Genomic DNA, 15898 nt, shown 5'->3' with positions numbered 1-15898 from the left:
CTCAGCGCGCGGCCAGGGCGCCCACGAAGGTGGCGAGCGCCCCGGCCAGCAGGACGGCCGTGGCCACCCCGAGCACCACCCGCTTGCGCTGGGAGCGGTCCCGGTGGCGCAGCAGTCCCTGGACGGCGGCGAAGCCGGCGACCGGGAAGGCGGCGAGCGCGAGCAGCAGCAGGCTCAGCCAGGACAGGACCCCTCCGGTCCCGGCCAGGCGGCACTCGCCGTCGTCGGCGCAGGAGACGGGGACGCGCTCATGGGTGCCGATCCGCCAGTCCGTGCGGGCGTGCTCGTTCGCCGGCCCGCCGTCGTCGGGGAAGAAGGTGCCGCGGCAGTCGCCGACCGGGCCGAGCGAGGGCCTGTCGGCGCTGATGCGCAGGCACTCGTCGGCGACCAGCACGCCCCTGGTCCCGGTGAGGCCGGTGGCGTAGGCGAACCCCTGGCCGGCGTGGGCCGTGCCGCGGCCGCCGACGGCCAGCAGCGCGAGCACCGCCACCGGCGTCACCACCACCGGGACCGCCGCCCGGAGCCGCCTCATGCCGGGGCCGTCGCGACGATGATCCGCACCGCGGCGGCGATCTGGTCGTCCGTCAGGTCGCCCCGGGCGGTCAGGCGCAGCCGGGAGACGCCGTCGGGGACGGACGGGGGGCGGAAGCAGCCGACGGCGAGACCGGCGCGGCGGCAGTCGGCGGCCCAGGCGACGGCGGCCCCGGGGCCGGGGGCGCGCACCGAGACGACGGCGGCGTCGGGGGCCGAGGCGTGCAGACCGGCGGCGGTGAGGCGGGCGGCGAGGGTGCGGGCGACCTCGCGGGCGCGTCCGGCGCGCTGGGGTTCGGCGCGCAGCAGCCGCAGGGCGCCGAGGGCCGCGCCGGCGGCGGCGGGGGCGAGGCCGGTGTCGAAGATGAAGGTGCGGGCGGTCTCGGTGAGGTGGCGGATGACGCGCCGGGGGCCGAGCACGGCGCCGCCCTGGGAGCCGAGGGACTTGGAGAGGGTGACGGTGGTGACCACGTCGGGGGCGCCGGCCAGCCCGGCCGCGGCGGTGGCGCCGGCGCCGCCGGGGCCGAGCACGCCGAGGCCGTGGGCGTCGTCGACGAGCAGCGCCGCACCGAAGCGCCGGGCGGCGGCCGCGAGTCCGGCCAGCGGGGCGGCGTTGCCGTCCACCGAGAACACCGAGTCGCTGACCACCAGCGCCCGGCGGTGGGCGCGCGCGGCGAGCACGTCGGCGACGGCGTCCGGGTCGCTGTGCGGCGCGCGGTGCACAGCGGCGCGGGCGAGCCGGCAGCCGTCGATCAGCGAGGCGTGGTTGTGGGCGTCGGAGACGATCAGGGTGTCGGGGTCGGTGAGCGCGGTGAGCGCGGCGAGGTTGGCCGTGTACCCGGAGGAGAACACCAGCGCCGCCTCGGCCCCGCAGAAGGCGGCGAGCTCCTCCTCCAGCTCGGTGTGCAGGGCGGTGGTCCCGGTGACCAGCCGCGAACCGGTGGCCCCGGCGCCCCAGCGCAGCGCGGCATCGGCGGCGGCCCGGGTGACGGCGGGGTGCCGGGTGAGGCCGAGGTAGTCGTTCCCCGCCAGGTCGAGCACCGCGTCGTCGGCGGCCCGGCTGCGCAGCGTCCGGGTCAGCCCGGCCCCGGCGCGCTGCCGGGCGCTCTCGTCGAGCCAGTCGAAGACGGCGCCGGGACCGGCGACGGCGGAGCCGTCGGCCTCGCCGGACGCCTCGAACACGCTGCGGTTGACCATGCCCGGCACTCTGGCACGCCCCACCGGGACCGGGCAATGTGCGCCGGGGCACACCCCGGGGCGGTGGAACGGGGGAACCCGGGAGCGCGATCCGCCCGGTCGTCCGGGGGGAGGGCCGCCCCGGCCGGCGGACCGGCGGGCGGGCGCCCGCGGCGGCGGGCCGGTGGCCGCGGCCTTTGCCGGGGGTGGCGGCGAGCAGGCAAGATAGCCGGGTGACCCTCCTTGATCTGATGCCGAAGCCCGCCACGCCCGACGCGCTGTACGAGACGTTCGCCGCCTGGACGGAGGAGCGCGGGATCTCGCTGTACCCGGCGCAGGAGGAGGCGCTGATCGAGCTGGTGTCGGGCAACAACGTCATCCTGGCGACGCCGACCGGCTCCGGCAAGAGCCTGGTGGCGGCGGGTGCGCACTTCGCGGCGCTCGCGGAGGGGCAGCGCACCTTCTACACCGCGCCGATCAAGGCGCTGGTGTCGGAGAAGTTCTTCGACCTGGTGAAGATCTTCGGGACCGAGCAGGTCGGCATGATGACCGGTGACGCGTCGGTGAACCCGACGGCGCCGATCATCTGCTGCACGGCGGAGGTGCTGGCGCAGATCGCGCTGCGCGACGGCACCCGGGCGGACATCGGCCAGGTGGTCATGGACGAGTTCCACTTCTACGCGGAGCCGGACCGCGGCTGGGCGTGGCAGATCCCGCTGCTGGAGCTGCCGCAGGCGCAGTTCCTGCTGATGTCGGCGACGCTGGGCGACGTGCGGCGCTTCGAGGAGGACCTCACCCGGCGCACCGGGCGGCCGACCACCGTGGTGCGCAACGCGACGCGCCCGGTGCCGCTGTTCTACGAGTACCGGCGCACCACGATGCACGACACGCTGGAGGAGCTGCTGCAGACCGGCCAGGCGCCGGTGTACGTCGTGCACTTCACGCAGAAGGAGGCGGTGGAGCGGGCGCAGTCGCTGATGAGCATCAACATGAGCTCGAAGGCGGAGAAGGACGCCATCGCCGAGCTGATCGGCAACTTCCGCTTCACCACCAAGTTCGGCCGCAACCTGTCGCGTTACGTCCGCCACGGGATCGGCGTGCACCACGCGGGCATGCTGCCGAAGTACCGGCGGCTGGTCGAACGCCTCGCCCAGGCCGGCCTGTTGAAGGTGATCTGCGGGACGGACACGCTGGGCGTGGGCGTCAACGTGCCGATCCGCACGGTGCTGTTCACCGCGCTGTCGAAGTACGACGGGCAGCGGGTGCGGATCCTGCGCGCCCGGGAGTTCCACCAGATCGCCGGGCGCGCCGGGCGGGCCGGGTTCGACACCGTCGGCCAGGTGGTGGCGCAGGCGCCCGAGCACGTCATCGAGAACGACAAGGCCGTCGCCAAGGCGGGCGACGACCCGAAGAAGAAGCGCAAGATCGTCCGCAAGAAGGCGCCGGAGGGCTTCGTCGGCTGGTCCGAGGAGACCTTCGAGAAGCTGATCGCCGCCGACCCGGAGCCGCTGGTCTCCCGCTTCAAGGTGAGCCACGCGATGCTGCTGTCGGTGATCGGCCGGCCCGGCAACGCCTTCGAGGCGATGCGCAAGCTGCTCACCGACAACCACGAGGACCGCGCCGCGCAGCGCCGGCACATCCGCACCGCGATCGCCATCTACCGCTCGCTGCTGGAGGGCGGCGTGGTGGAGCGGCTGCCGGAGCCGGACGCCGAGGGCCGGATCGTGCGCCTGACCCTCGACCTCCAGGAGAACTTCGCGCTCAACCAGCCGCTGTCCACCTTCGCGCTGGCCGCCTTCGAGCTGCTGGACCCGGCCTCGCCGTCCTACGCGATGGACGTGGTGTCGGTGGTCGAGGCGACCCTGGACGACCCGCGCCAGATCCTCGCCTCGCAGCAGAACAAGGCGCGCGGCGAGGCCGTCGGCGAGATGAAGCGCGACGGCATCGAGTACGAGGAGCGCATGGAGCGGCTCCAGGACATCACCTACCCGAAGCCGCTGGAGGAACTGCTCACCCACGCCTACGAGGTGTACCGCCGGGCCCACCCGTGGATCGGCGACCACCAGCTGCAGCCGAAGTCGGTGGTGCGCGACCTGTACGAGCGGGCGATGACCTTCTCGGACTACGTCGGCCACTACGAGCTGGCCCGCACCGAGGGCATCGTGCTGCGCTACCTGGCGGGCGCGTACAAGGCGCTGGAGCAGACCGTCCCCGAGGACGTCAAGACCGACGACCTGAAGGACGTCATCGCCTGGCTCGGCGAGCTGGTCCGCCAGGTCGACTCCAGCCTGCTCGACGAGTGGGAGCAGCTGGCCAACCCGACCGAGCCGCAGGCCGCCGAGGTGACGCTGGACGAGAAGCCGGCACCGGTCACCGCGAACGCGCGGGCCTTCCGGGTGCTGGTGCGCAACGAGCTGTTCCGCCGGGTGGAGCTGTGCGCGCTGGAGCACTACGAGGAGCTGGGCGCGCTCGACGGCGAGTACGGCTGGGACGCGGACCGCTGGGCGGACGCCATGGACGGGTACTGGGAGGAGTACGACGACCTCGGCACCGGTCCGAACGCGCGCGGCCCGAAGATGCTGATCATCGAGGAGGAGGACTCCGCCTGGCGGGTCCGGCAGATCTTCGACGACCCGCAGGGCGACCACGACTGGGGCATCAGCGCCGAGGTCGACCTCTACGGCTCGGACGAGGAGGGCCGCGCGGTGCTGCGGGTCACGGCCGTGGACCGGCTGGGCGGCTGACGCCCCGCCGGCCGGGCGCCGGTGCGCGCGGTGGAGCCGTCCCCGCGGGGCGGGCTCCACCGCGGACCGGCCGGTCCGCTACATCCAGACGAACGGCGCGCCGGCGGTGAAGGAGATGGCCCGGGTCGCCTCGTCGAGCAGCTGGTCGAGGTTGACGGCGCTCGCCGAGGGCACCGGCAGCGGGCTCACCGGGGCGCCGGACGGGCTCGGCGACCCCGTGCCGGTGGCGACGACCGCCCCGGGGTGCGCGTCGGCGGGCCGCGAGCTGGTCACCGTCACGTAGTGGCCGACGAGTTCGACCCGCGGCTCGGTCGCGGGCCGGGCCAGGGCGGTGGGCAGCGCGGGGGCGGCGGAGGCGTCCGGGAGGATGAAGGCCACCGAGCCCGGCTTGGCCCGCAGCGACTCGGCGGCCTTGGCGGCCGTCGGGGCGTCGGCGAAGCGCAGCAGGGTGATGCTGCTGAGCACCGGCTTCTCCTGCGCGGTGAAGCTGACGGCCAGGTAGCCCTTGCAGCCGGCCTCGCGCAGCAGCTCCAGGGTGCGGTCCTGGAGCACCTCGGTGCAGTTCTCGCCGCGCCGCACCCCGGAGCGCTTGCCCTTGTAGCTGCCCGACTCGACGATCCGCTGCGCGGGGAAGTACACGTCGACGTCGAGGGCCTCGGGGTCGGCGACGGTGCGCGCCGGCGGGTCGCCGACGATCGGCGGGGTCTTGGACGCCTCCTTGCTGGAGGGGCCGAGCCCCGGTATGTAGTCACCGGGCGTCGGGCGGGTGACGATCCAGCCGCCGGCCGCCACCACGCCGGCGACGGTGACCCAGCCGACGACCCGTCGGGCGGTCACGCGTCTGGCCCGGTACGGCCCGGGTTGCCGCTGGGACGTGTGCTCTGCCGGTGGCCCGTCCGGTCGTTCTGCCGATGACGGGGCGCGCTCCCCCTGCGTGGTCATGCGGCAGATTGTATGCAGGTCACGGGTGGTGAAGATCACGGGGGCGGGGGCCCGCGCGGGCCGCGGGGAGCACCCGGAACCCGACGTGACCTGCGCCACTACCGTGAGCTGCGACACTGTGACAACTCGCACAGCTTCCCGGGGATCTTCTGGTGGGTTTCCTCTGGCGTCCGTCGCGGGGCAGCAGGCAGGATCAGCCCCATGGATCTGCTCGATACCCTCACCGCCAAGGGCCTGCGTGGGGAGACCCCCACCCGTGAGGAGGCCCTCGCCGTCCTCGCCACCACCGACGACGAGCTGCTCGACGTCGTCGCGGCCGCCGGTCGGGTGCGCCGGCGGTGGTTCGGCCGCCGGGTGAAGCTCAACTACCTGGTGAACCTGAAGAGCGGGCTGTGCCCGGAGGACTGCTCGTACTGTTCGCAGCGCCTGGGCTCCAAGGCCGAGATCCTGAAGTACACCTGGCTGAAGCCCGGCCAGGCCGCCGAGGCGGCGAAGGCGGGCGTGTCGGGCGGCGCCAAGCGGGTCTGCCTGGTGGCGAGCGGCCGCGGCCCGACGGACCGTGACATCGACCGGGTGACCGACACGGTGGCCGCGATCAAGGAGGCCGACCCGGCGGTGGAGGTCTGCGCCTGCCTGGGCCTGCTCTCCGACAACCAGGCCGAGCGGCTGAAGGCGGCCGGCGTCGACGCCTACAACCACAACCTGAACACCTCCGAGGGCACCTACGGCGACATCGCCACCACCCACACCTACGCGGACCGGGTGGACACCGTGCAGAAGGCGCACGGCGCGGGCCTGTCGGCCTGCTCGGGCCTGATCGCGGGCATGGGCGAGAGCGACGACGACCTGGTGGACGTGGTGTTCGCGCTGCGCGAGCTGGGCTCGGACTCGGTGCCGGTGAACTTCCTCATCCCGTTCGAGGGCACCCCGCTGGCCAAGGAGTGGAACCTCACCCCGCAGCGCTGCCTGCGGATCCTGGCGATGGTGCGGTTCGTCAACCCGGACACCGAGGTGCGGATCGCCGGCGGGCGCGAGGTGCACCTGCGCAGCCTGCAGCCGCTGGGCCTGCACATCGCCAACTCCATCTTCCTGGGCGACTACCTGACCAGCGAGGGCCAGGCCGGGCAGGCCGACCTCGACATGATCCGGGACGCGGGCTTCGAGGTGGAGGGCATGGGCGAGAACACCCTGCCCCGGCACCGGGCGGACGTCGCGGCGCAGGCGTCCGGCGGCTGCGGGACGGCGGCCCCGGCGGCGGGCGGCTGCGGCAGCGGCGGCGGCTGCGGCCCGTGCGGCGGGCACGCCCACGGCGACGCGGCCGCCGGCACGGAGGCCGGCACGGAGCCGGCCGGGGCGGGCGACGAGGCGCGCACCGACCTGGTGCGGGTGCGCCGCCGCGGCGCCGGCACCGAGCTGGCGCCCAACGCCTGAGCCCCGCCGCCGCAGCCCCCGAACACCCCGGAAAGCCCCCTCCCCATGACCCAGCTGTCCACGGACACCCTGCTCGCACTCGACCGGGCGCACGTCTGGCACCCGTACGGGCCCATGCCCGGCACCTCCACCCCGTACGTGGTGGAGTCCGCCTCCGGCGTGCGGCTGAAGCTGGCCGCGCCCGCCCCGGGCGGGCACCGCGAACTCGTGGACGGCATGTCGTCCTGGTGGGCGGCGATCCACGGCTACGGGCACCCGGTGCTCGACGAGGCGGTACGCGGACAGCTGGGCCGGATGAGCCATGTGATGTTCGGCGGGCTCACCCACGAGCCCGCCGTGCGGCTCGCCGCCACCCTGGTGGAGATCACCCCGGAGCCGCTGCGGCACGTCTTCCTCGCCGACTCGGGCTCGGTGTCCGTCGAGGTCGCGCTGAAGATGTGCCTGCAGTACTGGCAGTCGGTGGGCCGGCCGCGCAAGCGGCGGGTGCTGACCTGGCGCGGCGGCTACCACGGGGACACCTTCCACCCGATGTCGGTGTGTGACCCGCAGGGCGGCATGCACCACCTGTGGGGCGGGGTGCTGCCCGAGCAGCTGTTCGCGCCCGAGCCGCCGGCCGGCTTCGACGCCCCGCTCGACCCGCAGTACGCGGACGCCTTCGGGGACGTGATGGAGCGTCACGCCGACGAGCTGGCGGCCGTGATCGTCGAGCCGGTGGTGCAGGGCGCCGGCGGGATGCGCTTCCACTCCCCCGCCCACCTGCGGATGCTGCGCGAGCTGTGCGACCGGCACGGGGTCCTGCTGGTCTTCGACGAGATCGCCACCGGATTCGGCCGCAGCGGCGCCCTGTTCGCCGCCGACCACGCGGGCGTCGCACCGGACGTGATGTGCCTGGGCAAGGCGCTGACCGGCGGCTACCTCACCCTGGCGGCCACGCTCTGCACGGCGGAGGTCGCCGACGGCATCAGCCGCGGTGAGATGCCCGTACTCGCCCACGGGCCCACGTTCATGGGCAACCCGCTGGCCGCGGCGGTCGCCAATGCCTCGATCGGCCTGCTGCTCGGCCAGGACTGGCACACCGAGGTCAAGCGGATCGAGGGCGGACTGCGCGCGGGCCTGGCGGACGCGGCCGCGCTGCCCGGCGTCAAGGACGTCCGGGTGCTCGGCGCGATCGGCGTCGTCCAGCTGGACCACCCGGTGGACATGGCGGCGGCGACCGCGGCCGCCGCGCGGGAGGGCGTCTGGCTGCGCCCCTTCCGGGACCTCGTCTACACGATGCCGCCGTACGTGACCGGCGACGAGGACGTGGCGCGGATCGCCGCGGCCGTGACGGCGGCGGCGGTGGCCGGATGAGCGGGACGGCAGGGAGCCCGCCCGGGGAAGGGACGGCGGACGTGCGGGACGGGGAGCGGGCGAGCGGGCGGGTCGTCTTCGTGACGGGCACGGGCACCGAGGTCGGCAAGACCGTCACCACGGCGGCCGTCGCCGCGAGCGCGCTGCGCACCGGGCTGCGGGTCGCGGTGGTCAAGCCCGGGCAGACCGGCGTCGCGCCGGACGAGCCGGGGGACGTCGAGGAGGTCGGCCGGCTGGCCGGGCCCGCCGCCCCGGCCCCGGATCGGCTGACGCTGCGTGAACTCGCCCGCTACCCCGAACCGTTGGCGCCGGACACGGCCGCCCGCCGCTCCGGGCTGCCGTGCCTGGCGGCGGAGGACGTGGCCAAGGAGGTGGCCGGCCTCGCCGAACGGCACGACCTGGTGCTGGTCGAGGGCGCGGGCGGGCTGCTGGTCCGCTACGACGAACAGGGCCGCACGCTCGCCGACCAGGCCGGCGCCGTGCGTGACCTCGGGCTGCCCGCCGAGGTGCTGCTGGTCGCCTCGGCCGGGCTCGGCACGCTCAACACCACGGCGCTGACGGCGCAGGCGCTGGCCGCGCGCCGGCTGCCGCTGCTCGGTGTGGTGGTCGGCTCCTGGCCGGACTCCCCCGCTCTCGCGGACCGCTGCAACCTGGCCGACCTGCCCCGGGTCGCGGGCGCCCCGCTGCTCGGCGCGCTGCCGCAGCACGCGGGCCGGGCCGGGGACTTCCCCGCGCTCGCCGCCGGGGCGCTCGCGCCCGCCCTGCACGGCCACTGGGACGCCGCCGCGTTCACCGCCGCGCACGGCGCCGGCTGAGCCGCCCGACCGGGGCCGGGGCCCGCCGCGTCCACCGGCCGCCGCCACCCGTCCGCGCGACGGAATGCCGTGATTGTCGCTCGAACGGGTGAGATCCCGGCCCGAGGCGGCCCGGCGCGCGGCGGCGCTCAATACCGTTCTCCGCATGACGGATGGCGATGGCCTGATGGTGGACGAGGCCCTGCGGGCCCTGGCGGCGCTCGAAGCGGCCTGGAAGGACGACGACGAGGCCCTGACCGCGCTGGCCGCGCGGGGCCCGGCCGAACGGCCGCTCGCCGCCCTGGTCGCGCTGTACGGCGAACACGCGGTCGACACGCTGATGGCGCTGGCCTTCGGGCTGCGCTCCAGCATGACCGACGAGGAGCTGGCCGAACTCACCGACGCGGTGAGCTCCAACATCGGTGCCCGGATGAGCGCCCTGCTCACCCGCACGCTCTGCGCCTGGGGCGAGACGGCCGGGGACGACCTCGCCGTGGTGAAGGTGATCGCCCACGCGGTGATCGACGCCATGCGGGCCGTCACCGAGGAGCCGAGCAAGACCGACGTGCTGCCGCTGCTGGCCACCTTCCGCACCTATGCGCTGAGCAACAGCGGCTGAGGGACGGCCCGCCGCCGGCCGTCTGCCCGTCAGCGATGTCCGGTCCCCCCCCCCGGCGTTCCGGACTCTTTCCGGATTCCAGAGCGGAATTCGCCACCGGACCGGACGGCGGAATCCCGGCGTTCCGGACGGCTGCTAGGCTCCGCCGCATGGATCCCGATTCCGATTCCCCGCGCTTTCGGTCTTCGGGCGGCTCACGGCTGTCGGCGGGCCTCGTCGGGCTGTGGGCGGTGTTCCTGCTGCTGGACTTCCTGGCGAACGGCCGGTGGTGGTTCTGGCTGATACCCGCGCTGGCGCCGCCGCTGCTGTTCCTCGCCGTCCCGGTGGCACTGCTCGCCCTGGTGCGGACGCTCCCGGCCCGGGCGGCGCGGCGGTGGCTGGTGCCGGCGGCGGTCGCGCTGCTGGTCGCCGGGCTGCCCCGGGCGGGCCTCAACTGGTCGGCCCTGGTGCCCGGTTCGCCGGCGGCCGCGGCCGGGCCGGAACTGTCGGTGTTCTCCTGGAACACCGAGTACTGGGACACCACCGACGACCCGGACGCCTTCTACCGCTTCCTGCGCGCCCGCGACGCCGACGTCTACCTGCTCCAGGAATACCTGGAACGGTCGCACGGCTCCCACCACGAGGTCGACGAACTCGACCGCATCCACCGGGAGTTCCCCGGCTACCAGGTGGTGGCCACCGGCGAGCTGATCACCCTCTCCCGCTTCCCCGTGCTCGCCACACCGCCGGTCGGCCCGGCGCTCGCCCCGGACGCGCCCTGGGCGGAGCAGTTCGACCGCCGCAAGGTGCTGCGCACCGACGTCGAGGTGGACGGGCGCACGGTGTCCTTCTACAACGTGCACATCCCGGTGCAGGTGGAACCCCGGGAGTCGGTGTTCGACGGCGCGTTCTACCGGGTGGTCCGGGAGGCCGACACCGCCCGCCGCGACCAGTTCACGGCCCTGGAGCGCGACGCCGCCGCCAACCCGAACCCCCTGCTGATCGCCGGCGACTTCAACACCAGCCCCGCCATGGCCGACCTCGATCCGCTGCGCGCCCGTTTCGAGGACGCCCGCTCGGCGAGCGGCGAGCTCTACCCCGGCAGCTGGGGCGGCGTCCTCGGCACCGACTGGTGGCGCCTGGACTGGGCGTTCACCAACCGGGGCCTCGCCGTGCGGCGCTACGTCTTCGTCGACGACCGGGGCCTGTCCGACCACCGGGCCCAGGACCTGCGGATCTCCCTGTCCGGCCGTCCGACGGCCTGAGGGGCCGGTCCCGGCGCTCCGGGTCCGGCCCCCAGGGGCCTGCGGGGGCCGGCCTACAGGGCGGCCCCGTCCAGCCGCGCGCGCTGCTGCGCCGTCAGCGTCACGTCGAGCGCCCCGAGCGCCTCGTCGAGCTGGGCGACCTTGCTGACGCCGACCAGCGGCAGGATCCGCGCCTCGTGGTCGAGCAGCCAGCTGAGTGCCACCTGGTTGACGGTGGCACCGGTCTCCTCGGCCACGGCGCGCAGGGCGGCGAGGCGCTTCGGCGTGCCCGGGTGGTCGTAGGCGGCGCCGATCCCGACGTCGTCGCGGGTGAGACCGCCGGAGAGGATCGGGCTGTAGGCCCAGAGCCGCAGATCGCCCTCGGAGCGCACGTAGTCCAGGAGTTCGGACGTCACGTGGACATGGGCCGAGGAGGGCAGCGGCACGTCGAAGCGCGGCTGGAGGTAGGAGTACCGGTACTGCAGGTGCGCGTAGCGCGGGCCGTCACCGGCGAGCGCCCGGGCCCGCTCGACCCGCCACACGGCGTGGTTGCTGGCGCCGACCGCGCCCGCCCTGCCCGAGGTCACCAGGCCGGCCAGGGTCTGCACGGTCTCGGCGAGCGGCACCGAGCGGTCCTCGATGTGCGTCCAGTACACGTCGACGTGGTCCGTGCCGAGGCGCCGCAGGCTGCCCTCGATGCCGGCCAGCACCGCCTTCGCGGACAGCCCCTCCGCCGCTTCCAGCCCGGCCCCCGGGACCGTGGGCCGGGCGCCCACCTTGGTGCTGATGACGACCCGGTCGCGCGCCCCGCGGCTGGCCAGCCAGCGGCCGATGACGGCTTCGCTCTCGTCCCCGGTGGCGCCGTCGAGCCAGAAGGCGTAGTTGTTCGCGGTGTCCAGGACCGTCCCGCCGCGCTCGACGAAGTGGTCCAGGAGCCGGAACGAGGTCTCCTCGTCGACGATCGTGCCGAAACCCAATGTGCCCAGGACGATCGTCCGCTGAGGAATCGTCATCGGTTCGCACCCCTCCCGTTGTGGTCCGGACCATTCAAGACCGGTTCGCGATCACCCGCAACGGTTTCCCGGATCACCTGAGGAGGAACACCAACGCCGCGAGCGCCGGCGCCGTGCTCCCCACGGCCGGCATCGCGAGGATCGGCGCCCGGAACCGGAGCGCTCCCGGCGATCCCCCGGGGCCGGTGTCCAGCCCGGCCGGCGGCGGCGCCGCCACGGCTACCAGTCCACCGTGCCGGCCTCGAAGAAGTCACGGAGGCAGGCGGGTTCACGCGCCTCCGCGGAGCCGCCACCGGCCGTCAACTGATCGGCGACGATGCGCAGTTCGCCGGGCGTGCGGCCGGACAGCGCGCGGAAGTCGCGGTTCATGTGGGCCTGGTCGTGGTAGCCGCTCATCGCCGCCACATCGGTGAGGGAGAGGTGGGTCCGGCCGGAGAGGGCGAGCGCGCGCTGGAAGCGGAGGATCCGGGACACCGTCTGCGGCGGTACGCCGACGTGGTCCCGGAAGACGCGCTGGAGCCGGCGCTCGCCCCGGCCGGTCGCGGCGGCGAGTTCCCGCGCGCTCAGCCCGCCGTGCGCCTCGTGCAGCCGCTGCCAGGCCTCCACGGCCAGCCCCGGGGCGGACGGGGCGGCGGCGAGCCGCGGTCCGAGGGCGGCGTCGACGGCGGCCCAGCGGGCGGGCCAGTCCGGCGCCTGCGCCAGCCGTTCGGTGAGCCGCGCGGTCCAGCCCGGGCCCATCGCCTCGTCCGGGTGGACGGCGGTGTTGGTGAGCAGGTGCAGCGGCAGTCCGAAGACCCGGGACGCCCCGACGGCCGTGAACTCGATCTCCACGGCGAGGCCCGACCCCCGGAACCCCGCCAGCACCGGTGCCGTCTGCAGGCCGGCGATCATCGCCTGGCGCGTCTCCGCACGCCCCGTGCCGCCCAGCCCCTGACGGATGTGCAGCGGTTCGCCCCAGCCCACCAGCAGGGTCACGGCGGCGCTGGGCAGCGTGACCCTCGGGTTCTGGACGCCGACCGACAGGTACCCGCGGGCCCTGACCACGTCACCGCGCATCCACGGAGGCGGCCGCCGTTCGACCTTCTCGCCGCGCTCGCCCGCCGCGCCGCCGCTCGTCGCACCCATGTCCCCTCCTCGCCCGCGGCGTCCGCGGCCTCCCCGCCGCGGCCCACCGGGTTCGCTTTCGTACAAGGATCCACCGGCCTCCCGGCCCCATGCTGGACGGGTGCCGCCCGGTGCCGGCCCCGCACGGGGGGCGGGGCCGCCACCGGGCGGGAACGCCGGGGCGGGACGCCGGACCGGCCGGCGTCCCCGCCGGCCACACCCGCGCGAGCGGCTCACCGCGGCGCGGGCACGGGCCCCGCGGCTCACCGTACGGCACCGCGGGGCGCCCGCACGACGCGGTTCCCGCCGAGACGTCCCGGCCGGCCGGGCCCCTCGTCCCGTTCGCCCCCGGTTCGTCCCGGTGTGGGCCGGATCACGGCGACCTCGGCCGCCCCGTCCGCCTACGATGCGGGAACGACGCACCTGCCCCGCTCAAGGAGACGGCCCCCGTGACCACCAGCACGATCGCGCGCGAGAGCTACTACGAGCGGACGGGCGAGCACACGTTCAAGCCCACCGCGCACGCGGGCGGGGCGTGGAGCGCCGACGAGCAGCACTTCAGCCCGCTGGCCGGCCTGGTGGTGCACGCCGTCGACCGGTACCTCGACGGGCGCCCCGGCGGTCTGACGCTCGCGCGGATCAGCTACGACATCCTCGGGCGGATCGCGCTCGACGAGTGCGAGATCACCGTGCGCACCGTCCGCCCGGGCCGCACCATCGAACTCCTCGAAGCGACCGTGACCACGGGCGGCCGCGCCGTCGTGCGGGCCCGCGCATGGCTGCTGGCGACCCTGGACACCTCGGCCGTCGCCGACAGTCCGCGCGAGCCGCTGCCCGCGCCCGAGGACCTCCCCGTCTGGGCCATGGGCGACGCGTGGGACGGCGGCTACATCTCCTCCGTCGAGGTCCGCCGGGTGCCACCGGCCCGCCGCGGCCGCGCGACGGCCTGGCTGACCTCGAACGTCGACCTGGTCGCGGGCGAGCCGAGCAGCCCGCTGGCCTCGTTCGTCGCCCTGGTGGACACCGCCAACGGCATCGCCCCGCAGCAGGACCCGGCCGAGTGGATGTTCCCCAACGTCGACCTGACGATCCACCTCCACCGCGCGCCGCGCGGGCCGTGGACCGGCCTGGACACCACCGTCACCTTCGGCCCGGCCGGCCAGGGCCTCACCAGCACCGTGCTGCACGACGTGGACGGCCCGGTCGGCCAGGCCGAGCAGATCCTCACCGTCCGTCCGCAGCCGCGTCCCCTGGGTTGAGCGGGCCGCCGGTCGCGTACTCCAGCGGCGGGGCGATCGCCTGCGCGTCCGCGCCCTCGCCGACCCAGAGGCCGATGAACAGCGCGGCGGTCGCCTCCAGCAGGCCCGCCCGGTCCAGCCCTCCGGCGGCCAGCGGCCGGCAGCCGGTGTCCCGCACCAGCCCGGACACCAGGGCGAGGGCCTGCGCGCCGTCCCCGCACAGCGGCACGGCCAGCGGCCGGCCGTCGAACACCGGCGGCCGCAGCCGCCACACGTCCTCGTGGCAGAGGTTGAACGCCTTCACCACCTCGGCCCCGGGGGCGGCCTCGGCGAGCAGGCGCGCCGCCGACGTCCCGCCCTCGGTCAGCAGCCGGAAGCCGGGGCCGACGGGGTTGGAGCAGTCGACCAGCACCCTGCCGTCCAACTCCGCGCGCAGCTCCCGGACCACCTCCGCGCCCGCCCCGAAGGGCAGCGCGGCCAGCACCACCTCACCGGACGCGGCCGCCGCCCGCAGCCCGGCGGCCCGCGCCCCGCCCCCGATCCGCCGCGCGAGGCGCTGCGCCCGGGCGGCGTCGCGCCCACCGACCGTCACCTCGTGCCCGGCCCGCACCCAGTGGGTGGCGAGCGCGTCCGCCATGTTGCCCGTGCCCAGCACACCGATCCTCATCGGACTGCTCTCCGTTCGTCGTTCGGGACCGTCCCCTGCGACGTTAGGGAACCCGTCGGGCACCATTCGGTACGTGACCACCGACGCCTTCCTCGCCGACTGCCGCGCCCGGCTCGCCTTCGACCTGCTCGCCAACACCTGGAACGCGGTGGTCCTCTGGGCCCTGCGCGACGGCCCGCTGCGCCCCGTGGACCTGCGCGGGCGGATCGGCGGCATCAGCTCCAAGGTGCTCACCGAGACCCTGCGCCGCCTGCAGTTCAACGGCCTGGTGGAACGCCGCGCCGCACCCGGCGCCCCGCCCCGCGTCGAGTACCGGCTGACCGCGCTCGGCCGCACCTTCCTCGCCCCCATCGACGCGGTGGGCGCCTGGGCGTTCGAGCACGGCGACGAGGTGATGGCCGCCCAGGAGCTCGCGGAGGCCCGCGCACGGAGCGCGGAGGGGCGGGCGGAAGGGCCTGGCGCCTGACCTCCCCGCTCCCGGGCGGGGCGGCGCCGTGATCCGGGCCGGGCCGGCCCGCTACTCCACCGGACCGGCCAGGGTGTCGACGGGCCAGAACGGCGCGAGCGGTTCCTCGCGGGTGAGGGCGGCCAGTTCCTCCGGCGGCTCGGCGCCGTCGCGCACCGCCGCGACGTAGGCCCTGGCCTGCGGCAGCCCCAGCCGCGGGGCCCGCCGGCGCAGCTCCCGCAGCGCGGCCACGACCCCGGCGGAGCCCACCAGGGCGCGGACCTCGGCGGCCAGCGGATCGGGGCGCCGGACGCCCTTGGTCTGGAGCAGGTAGTGGTCCTCCCACCCCTCGGGCCGCCACCAGGCCTCGGCGACGTAGTGCAGGCTCCCGTCGTACCGGTCCACCAGCACATGGCTGTCGCCGCCGACGGGCCTGTCGTGCGCGCTGCCGGCGCGGTCGCGCGCGGCGGGGCCCCAGAACACCAGCCACCCGACCTCGCATTCCTCCACGGCGTGCACGACCCGCTCGGGCCCCGGCCCCGGCCCCGCCGGCCGCTCGCCCGCCAGATAGGCCTCGACGAGCCCGATCGCGCGTTCCCTGTCGATCACCCTGCCATCGTC

The 15898-nt window shown here is 75.3% G+C and carries 15 protein-coding genes; 8 read left to right on the top strand and 7 right to left on the bottom strand.

Features of this window, described 5'->3' with window-relative positions; all coding sequences use genetic code 11:
* Position 1: 1 nt before the first annotated feature.
* Positions 2-532 (bottom strand): hypothetical protein, encoded by a 531-nt coding sequence (locus tag ACF1AK_RS19025; RefSeq protein WP_391499934.1) that lies wholly within the window; start codon positions 530-532, stop codon positions 2-4.
* A complete protein-coding gene (locus ACF1AK_RS19020) occupies positions 529-1728 on the bottom strand; it encodes an 8-amino-7-oxononanoate synthase (RefSeq protein ID WP_391499933.1) in 1200 nt (399 codons plus the stop codon). The genes ACF1AK_RS19025 and ACF1AK_RS19020 overlap by 4 nt, the downstream gene beginning before the upstream one ends.
* A 230-nt stretch (positions 1729-1958) precedes the next feature.
* Between ACF1AK_RS19020 and ACF1AK_RS19015 the strand changes: the two genes are divergently transcribed.
* Positions 1959-4451 carry a DEAD/DEAH box helicase gene (locus ACF1AK_RS19015; protein ID WP_391500108.1) on the top strand — a complete coding sequence of 831 codons (2493 nt, stop codon included), beginning with the start codon at positions 1959-1961 and terminating at the stop codon, positions 4449-4451.
* A 78-nt stretch (positions 4452-4529) separates the two neighbouring features.
* Here ACF1AK_RS19015 and ACF1AK_RS19010 read toward each other — a convergent pair whose 3' ends face one another.
* Complete coding sequence (locus tag ACF1AK_RS19010; protein WP_391499932.1) at positions 4530-5288, bottom strand: hypothetical protein; 759 nt, start codon at positions 5286-5288, stop codon at positions 4530-4532.
* A gap of 306 nt (positions 5289-5594) precedes the next feature.
* Here ACF1AK_RS19010 and bioB point away from each other — a divergent pair, with 306 nt between their 5' ends.
* The 5 genes from bioB to ACF1AK_RS18985 all read left to right on the top strand — a co-directional run bounded on the left by bioB (position 5595) and on the right by ACF1AK_RS18985 (position 10831).
* A complete protein-coding gene (gene bioB / locus ACF1AK_RS19005) occupies positions 5595-6824 on the top strand; it encodes a biotin synthase BioB (RefSeq protein WP_391499931.1) in 1230 nt (409 codons plus the stop codon).
* A gap of 45 nt (positions 6825-6869) precedes the next feature.
* On the top strand, positions 6870-8174 hold the full coding sequence (locus tag ACF1AK_RS19000) for an adenosylmethionine--8-amino-7-oxononanoate transaminase (RefSeq protein ID WP_391499930.1): 1305 nt from the start codon (positions 6870-6872) through the stop codon (positions 8172-8174).
* On the top strand, positions 8171-8989 hold the full coding sequence (gene bioD / locus ACF1AK_RS18995; RefSeq protein ID WP_391499929.1) for a dethiobiotin synthase: 819 nt from the start codon (positions 8171-8173) through the stop codon (positions 8987-8989). Before ACF1AK_RS19000 ends, bioD begins: the two co-directional genes overlap by 4 nt.
* A 145-nt stretch (positions 8990-9134) precedes the next feature.
* On the top strand, positions 9135-9587 hold the full coding sequence (locus ACF1AK_RS18990; protein WP_380288882.1) for a hypothetical protein: 453 nt from the start codon (positions 9135-9137) through the stop codon (positions 9585-9587).
* 149 nt (positions 9588-9736) lie between these two features.
* Positions 9737-10831, top strand: a complete 1095-nt coding sequence (locus ACF1AK_RS18985) for an endonuclease/exonuclease/phosphatase family protein (RefSeq protein WP_391499928.1) — start codon at positions 9737-9739, stop codon at positions 10829-10831.
* Positions 10832-10884: 53 nt separating this feature from the next.
* Here the strand turns inward: ACF1AK_RS18985 and ACF1AK_RS18980 are convergent, their stop codons facing one another.
* Together ACF1AK_RS18980 and ACF1AK_RS18975 are read right to left on the bottom strand one after the other, a co-directional pair.
* Positions 10885-11823 (bottom strand): aldo/keto reductase, encoded by a 939-nt coding sequence (locus ACF1AK_RS18980; protein ID WP_391499927.1) that lies wholly within the window; start codon positions 11821-11823, stop codon positions 10885-10887.
* 219 nt (positions 11824-12042) lie between these two features.
* On the bottom strand, positions 12043-12948 hold the full coding sequence (locus ACF1AK_RS18975) for a helix-turn-helix domain-containing protein (RefSeq protein ID WP_391499926.1): 906 nt from the start codon (positions 12946-12948) through the stop codon (positions 12043-12045).
* 428 nt (positions 12949-13376) lie between these two features.
* On the opposite strand from ACF1AK_RS18975, the gene ACF1AK_RS18970 reads away from it, so the two are divergent.
* Positions 13377-14186 carry a thioesterase family protein gene (locus ACF1AK_RS18970; RefSeq protein WP_391499925.1) on the top strand — a complete coding sequence of 270 codons (810 nt, stop codon included), beginning with the start codon at positions 13377-13379 and terminating at the stop codon, positions 14184-14186.
* Here ACF1AK_RS18970 and ACF1AK_RS18965 read toward each other — a convergent pair.
* Positions 14152-14832 carry an NADPH-dependent F420 reductase gene (locus ACF1AK_RS18965; RefSeq protein WP_391499924.1) on the bottom strand — a complete coding sequence of 227 codons (681 nt, stop codon included), beginning with the start codon at positions 14830-14832 and terminating at the stop codon, positions 14152-14154. The genes ACF1AK_RS18970 and ACF1AK_RS18965 overlap by 35 nt on opposite strands.
* Positions 14833-14905: 73 nt before the next feature.
* On the opposite strand from ACF1AK_RS18965, the gene ACF1AK_RS18960 reads away from it, so the two are divergent.
* Positions 14906-15298: a winged helix-turn-helix transcriptional regulator gene (locus ACF1AK_RS18960; RefSeq protein WP_391499923.1), complete on the top strand. Its 393-nt coding sequence runs from the start codon at positions 14906-14908 to the stop codon at positions 15296-15298.
* Positions 15299-15349: 51 nt separating this feature from the next.
* Here the strand turns inward: ACF1AK_RS18960 and ACF1AK_RS18955 are convergent, their stop codons facing one another.
* Entirely contained in the window at positions 15350-15886 is a 537-nt protein-coding gene (locus tag ACF1AK_RS18955) for a hypothetical protein (protein ID WP_391499922.1), read from the bottom strand.
* Positions 15887-15898 lie beyond the last annotated feature (12 nt).

Origin of the sequence: Kitasatospora sp. NPDC015120 (assembly GCF_043080305.1) — a bacterium.
Classification (GTDB): Bacteria; Actinomycetota; Actinomycetes; order Streptomycetales; family Streptomycetaceae; genus Kitasatospora.
Note: the sequence above shows the minus strand (reverse complement) of the source record. Positions and strands in the feature narration are given on the sequence as shown.

What these genes read in the sequence shown, in the direction of transcription:
- ACF1AK_RS19025 (WP_391499934.1), bottom strand. Translation starts at nt 532, where the DNA reads ATGAGGCGGCTCCGGGCGGCGGTCCCGGTGGTGGTGACGCCGGTGGCG.
- ACF1AK_RS19020 (WP_391499933.1), bottom strand. Translation starts at nt 1,728, where the DNA reads ATGGTCAACCGCAGCGTGTTCGAGGCGTCCGGCGAGGCCGACGGCTCC.
- ACF1AK_RS19015 (WP_391500108.1), top strand. Translation starts at nt 1,959, where the DNA reads ATGCCGAAGCCCGCCACGCCCGACGCGCTGTACGAGACGTTCGCCGCC.
- bioB (WP_391499931.1), top strand. Translation starts at nt 5,595, where the DNA reads ATGGATCTGCTCGATACCCTCACCGCCAAGGGCCTGCGTGGGGAGACC.
- ACF1AK_RS19000 (WP_391499930.1), top strand. Translation starts at nt 6,870, where the DNA reads ATGACCCAGCTGTCCACGGACACCCTGCTCGCACTCGACCGGGCGCAC.
- bioD (WP_391499929.1), top strand. Translation starts at nt 8,171, where the DNA reads ATGAGCGGGACGGCAGGGAGCCCGCCCGGGGAAGGGACGGCGGACGTG.
- ACF1AK_RS18990 (WP_380288882.1), top strand. Translation starts at nt 9,135, where the DNA reads ATGACGGATGGCGATGGCCTGATGGTGGACGAGGCCCTGCGGGCCCTG.
- ACF1AK_RS18985 (WP_391499928.1), top strand. Translation starts at nt 9,737, where the DNA reads ATGGATCCCGATTCCGATTCCCCGCGCTTTCGGTCTTCGGGCGGCTCA.
- ACF1AK_RS18980 (WP_391499927.1), bottom strand. Translation starts at nt 11,823, where the DNA reads ATGACGATTCCTCAGCGGACGATCGTCCTGGGCACATTGGGTTTCGGC.
- ACF1AK_RS18975 (WP_391499926.1), bottom strand. Translation starts at nt 12,948, where the DNA reads ATGGGTGCGACGAGCGGCGGCGCGGCGGGCGAGCGCGGCGAGAAGGTC.
- ACF1AK_RS18965 (WP_391499924.1), bottom strand. Translation starts at nt 14,832, where the DNA reads ATGAGGATCGGTGTGCTGGGCACGGGCAACATGGCGGACGCGCTCGCC.